The following is a 4,628-nucleotide window of genomic DNA, read 5'->3' as shown; positions in this document are numbered from 1 at the left end:
GCGCCGCGACGGGAGGCCGGCGACGTCCCGCGGGCGGTGCTCGGCGAACGCGACGCGGGCGGCGGGCAGTGTGCCGTGGGCAGGCCCAGATTTTACCCACGGGAGTCGTCGCCGCCAGCCGATCCGCCGGCACCGCCGGCCACGACGGGCGGCGCCGGGCGGGACTCCCCAGCGGACGATCACTGCTGTCCGTCCCGGCGCGGCCGCTCCCGCACACCGGCGCGACGACCATCACCACGTGTGTCCGCCGAATAGCCGAGACCCCCACCTGCGGTGTTTACCGAGCCGTAACGGAGAATCGATCCCCGACCTCCGGACAGATATGGTTTGCTTCCCTCATCCCCCTCGCCGCGGAAACTCCCGCGCGGGTGGGGCACGCGGATCCGGTCCAGATACCGCGTACCGACCGGCGATCCCGTAAGCGGCGACGAACGTGGCCGCCTCGACGCCGGCCTGCTTCGACGGCCCCGGTCGCCGCCGACGTTCCGCCCCGTCACCGGCCTGCTCTCGGCACCCGACCTGCCCTCGTCGCTCGGCCTGGACTCGTCTCCCGGCCTGGACTCGTCGCTCGGCCTGGACTCGTCGCTCGGCCTGGACTCGTCGCTCGGCCTGGCCCCGGGCCGCCTGCCCGGCGCTCGACCGGCGCCCATCCCTCCATCCACGCCCCACTCCCGCGGACGGGTGCAATGATTCGACAGAATTCGTCGGCGGTCGCCGACCTCACCATCCTCCCCATGTCACCGAGGCTCGGTGCGGAAGTCAGCGGAATCGACCTTCGAACGGGCCTGACCCCCGAGCGACGCGCACTGCTCCGTACACTTCTCTTCCAGCACGGGGTGTTGGTCTTTCGCGACCAGGCGCTGGACACCGCCGGCCATGTCGCGTTCGCCGAGGCGTTCGGCCCGATCCTGGTGTTCACCAGCGTCGTCGACCCGGAGCCGGCCCGCCCCGGCGTGCACGAGGTCCACGGCGGCAGCGTCGGCTGGCACTTCGACGCCAGCAGCCTGCCCGCGCCGCCGGTGGCGACGGTCCTGCGGGCCGTGCGCGTGCCGGCCGAGGGCAACGACACCCTGTGGGCCAGCGGCGTGGCCGCCTACCAGGCGCTGGCCCCCGAGCTGCGCGCGCTGGCGACCGGCCGGTACGTCACCCACGGCCGCGGGGTGGTGCGCGGCCCCGACGACGAACGCCCCGTCGTCGCGCACCGGCTGGTCCGCCGGCACCCGCACACCGGCGAGCACTACCTCTACATCAACCTGCCGGACTGGGACAGCCCGCTGGTCCTCGGGATGAGCCCGGACGACAGCGACGCGCTGGTGGCCGAGCTGCGCGCCGCGTACCTGCGTCCGGAGCACCAGATCCGCCTGCACTGGACGCCGGGAACGATCGTCATGTGGGACAACCGGGCCGTCCTGCACAGCGGCACCGGGGACCACGATCCCGACACCCGTCACCTCGTGCGGATCTGCCTCGCATCGGTGCACCCGTGACCGCCCCGGGCGGACCGCCGGGATCGCCGCCCTGACCTGAAGTCGGGTACAGCCTTGACATGAAGTCGGGTTCACCTCCCAGGCTGGGTGCACGTGATCGGATGACCACCGCGGCACCCGACGCGACGCCCGGAGGAGACCCGCCCGATGCCACCCTCGACGCCGCCGACCACTCTGACACCCGCGGCCCCGGCACCCGCGGCCTCGACCACCGCCGCCTCGACCACCGCCGCCCCGACCACCGCCGCCCCGGCACCCGTCGCCACCATGACCGCTCCGGCGTCCCCTGACGAGGCTGCCCGCCCGCTCGCGCTCGCACTGGTCGTCGGCAGCGTGCGGGCGGGTCGGCTGGGCCCGGCGGTCGCGGGCTGGTTCGCCGGCCACGCCCGTGACCGCGACGACGTCCACCTCGACGTCCTCGACCTGGCCGCCTTCCCGTTGCCCAGCGACATGGCCGCCGTCCCCGGTACGCCGCCCGAGCGGCTCGTCCGCGAGCTAGGGGAACGCCTCGCCGCCGCGGACGGGTTCGTCGTCGTCACCCCCGAGTACAACCACAGCTACCCGGCGGCGCTGAAGAACGTCATCGACACCTACCGCGAGGAGTGGTTCGCCAAGCCCGTCGGGTTCGTCTCCTACGGCGGGGTGAGCGGGGGCCTGCGAGCCGTCGAGCACCTGCGGGCCGTCTTCGCCGAGCAGCACGCCGTCACCGTCCGCGACGGCGTCAGCTTCCACGGCCCGAGCGCCGCCGACTTCGCCGCGGACGGACCGGCGGGCCGGGGCTCGCCGGCGTCGGCCGCCGCCCTGCGCTGGGCCGTCGACGAGGGTGCGCGGCGCCGGCTGCCGGTGACGGCGGCACTGGTCTGGGACGCCGTCGGGGAACCACCTGCGGTCTTCGACCAGGCGGACGGCGCCGACCGGGTTGGGCTGGAGCGCGCGGCGCGGCGGGTCCTGGCCGACACGGTGGCGGCGGTGCGCGTCCCCGACCCGGCGGTCCTGGTGACCGAACGCGTCGCGGAGGGCAGCCCGGTGCCCGAGCTCCTGGGGATCGCGACCGGCGCGCGGCTCGTCGTTGTCGGCGAGCGTGGGCCCGGCGCGTTGCACCGGCTGGTGGCCGGGTCGGTGTGTCAGGGCGTCGTCCACCATGCGCCGCTGCCCGTTGTCGTGGTGCGCGGCGGCACCGACCGGTCCGGCCAGTCAGCGGGGACAGCCGACGCGGCCGACGCGGCGGGCCCGGCGACGACGTCGGTGGATGAACGCCCGGTTGTCGTCGGCGTCGACGGGTCGGCCGGCTCGCTGCGGGCACTGCGCTGGGCGGTGGAGGCCGCCGCCGTGCGCAAGACCGCCGTGCGTGCCGTGCATGCCTGGCATCTCGACGTGCCGGCATACCCGGGGATCTACGCGGACTTCGGCTCCGCGCTCGCCGAGCAGGCCCAACGCACCCTCGACGACGCCGTGAACACGATCATCGCCGAGCACGGCGGCGGGCTGCCGGTCCAGCTGGTAAAGGAGACCGTCGCGGACGGCGCCGCCCGGGCCCTGCTGCGCGGCGCCGCGGACGCGCAGTTGCTCGTCGTCGGCAGCCGCGGCCACGGCGGGTTCGCCGAGCTGCTGCTGGGGTCGGTCAGCCACCAGTGCGTGGCGCACGCCCCTTGCCCGGTGGCCGTGATCCGCTAGCAGCCGGCTCCATCACTCGCGCCCCCATATTAGTTCTGGTACAGATAGTCTCTGTACCAGAACTAATTTCCTGACCTGGTGAGGCGCCGTGAGCCCGTTGGCCGAGATCGTTACCATCACCGCCGTCTGCGTGGCGTCGGGCTGCCTGGGCAGCCTGCTGGGACTTGGCGGCGGCACCTTCGTCGTCCCGATCCTGACCCTGGTCTTCGGCCTGGACGTACGGCTGGCGATCGGCGCTTCGGTGATCTCGGTGGTCGCCGGCAGCGCCGCGGCGTCACCGCGCTACCTCGACGAGGGTTTCGCGAACCTGCGCGTCGCGGTCACCCTGGAGGTGGCGACGGTGAGCGGAGCCGTCGCCGGGGCGCTGCTCGCCGGGCACCTCGGCGCCCGCACGCTGTACACGGTGTTCGGGGTCGTGCTGGCGGTCAGCGCGATGCAGATGCTGCGCAACCGCCAGGACCGCGCCAGCACCGCCGTGCCGGACGATCGCATCGCCGACGCCCTGAGCCTGCACGGCACCGGCACCGGCACGGCCGCCGGCACCGCCACGGCCGCCGGAACGGCCAGCCGCCACGTCCGCCCCTACCGGGTCACTCGTACCGCGACCGGCCTGACCATGATGACCGCCGCCGGGGCGGTCAGCGGCCTGCTCGGCATCGGCTCGGGGGCGATGAAGGTGCCGGCCATGGACCTCGCGATGCGATTGCCGCTCAAGGTGTCGACGGCGACGAGCAACCTCATGATCGGGGTGACCGGCGCGGCGAGCGCCGTCGTCTACCTGCAGCGGGGTGACGTCGTGCCCGCCCTGGCCGGCGCGGTGGCGCTCGGGACCGTCGTAGGCGCACGCCTCGGGTCGCGGCTGCTGGCCGTGGTCCCCGTGGGGGCGCTGCGAATGATCTTCCTGGTCGTCCTGCTCGTCATCAGCGTCCAGATGCTGCTACGGGGCGTCGCGTGAGGGCGGGGCGGGGCAGGATGGCGCTGCGGCGGCCAGTCGCCACCGGGCCCCACCTCCCGCGTCGCGGCCCCTCGCCGACAGTTCCCAGAGAGGTGGATCCCGCCCTGGTTCCGACGCCGGCAACCCCGCCTCCGATACCTCCGACACCGATGATCACGGCGCCGAACTCCCCCGCGCCGAACGCCCCAGCGCCGAACGCCCCAGCGCCGAACGCCCCAGCGCCGGCAGTCTCGGCGCGGACAGTCTCGGCGCAGAACACCCCGACGCCGACATCTCCGACGCCGACATCTCCGGTGGGGGCACCTGAGACGGGTGCTCGTCCGGTCGCGCTGGTGCTGCGGATCGGTGGGGCACTCGGCGCCGTGCTGGTGGTCGCCGGGCTCACGATCAGCGTCGCCCAAGGCAGCGCGGGCTGGCTGCACGGCTCCGACGGCGGTCCGCTCGGCGGCGACCCGCTCGGCGGCGGCGCGGCCATGCGGCTGTCCGACCTGCGTGGCGGGCTGCGCCATGGG

The 4,628-nt window shown here is 74.3% G+C and carries 4 protein-coding genes and 1 pseudogene; all 5 read left to right on the top strand.

Going from position 1 to position 4,628, the window contains the following annotated elements:
• The first annotated feature begins 686 nt into the window (after positions 1 to 686).
• Positions 687 to 1,487: a TauD/TfdA family dioxygenase gene (locus ND748_RS25660; protein WP_251748649.1), complete on the top strand. Its 801-nt coding sequence runs from the start codon at positions 687 to 689 to the stop codon at positions 1,485 to 1,487.
• Positions 1,488 to 1,588: 101 nt separating this feature from the next.
• Positions 1,589 to 1,777 (top strand): hypothetical protein, encoded by a 189-nt coding sequence (locus tag ND748_RS25655; RefSeq protein WP_251748648.1) that lies wholly within the window; start codon positions 1,589 to 1,591, stop codon positions 1,775 to 1,777.
• Entirely contained in the window at positions 1,755 to 3,161 is a 1,407-nt protein-coding gene (locus ND748_RS25650) for a universal stress protein (RefSeq protein ID WP_251748647.1), read from the top strand. Before ND748_RS25655 ends, ND748_RS25650 begins: the two co-directional genes overlap by 23 nt.
• Positions 3,162 to 3,249: 88 nt before the next feature.
• Positions 3,250 to 4,116 (top strand): sulfite exporter TauE/SafE family protein, encoded by an 867-nt coding sequence (locus ND748_RS25645; RefSeq protein WP_251748646.1) that lies wholly within the window; start codon positions 3,250 to 3,252, stop codon positions 4,114 to 4,116.
• A gap of 293 nt (positions 4,117 to 4,409) precedes the next feature.
• A pseudogene (locus ND748_RS25640) lies at positions 4,410 to 4,628 on the top strand (DUF1634 domain-containing protein); the annotation flags it as partial.

It is taken from the genome of Frankia sp. AiPs1 (genome assembly GCF_023716945.1).
Taxonomy (GTDB): Bacteria; Actinomycetota; Actinomycetes; order Frankiales; family Frankiaceae; genus Frankia.
This window is presented reverse-complemented; position numbering and strand designations above follow the sequence as displayed.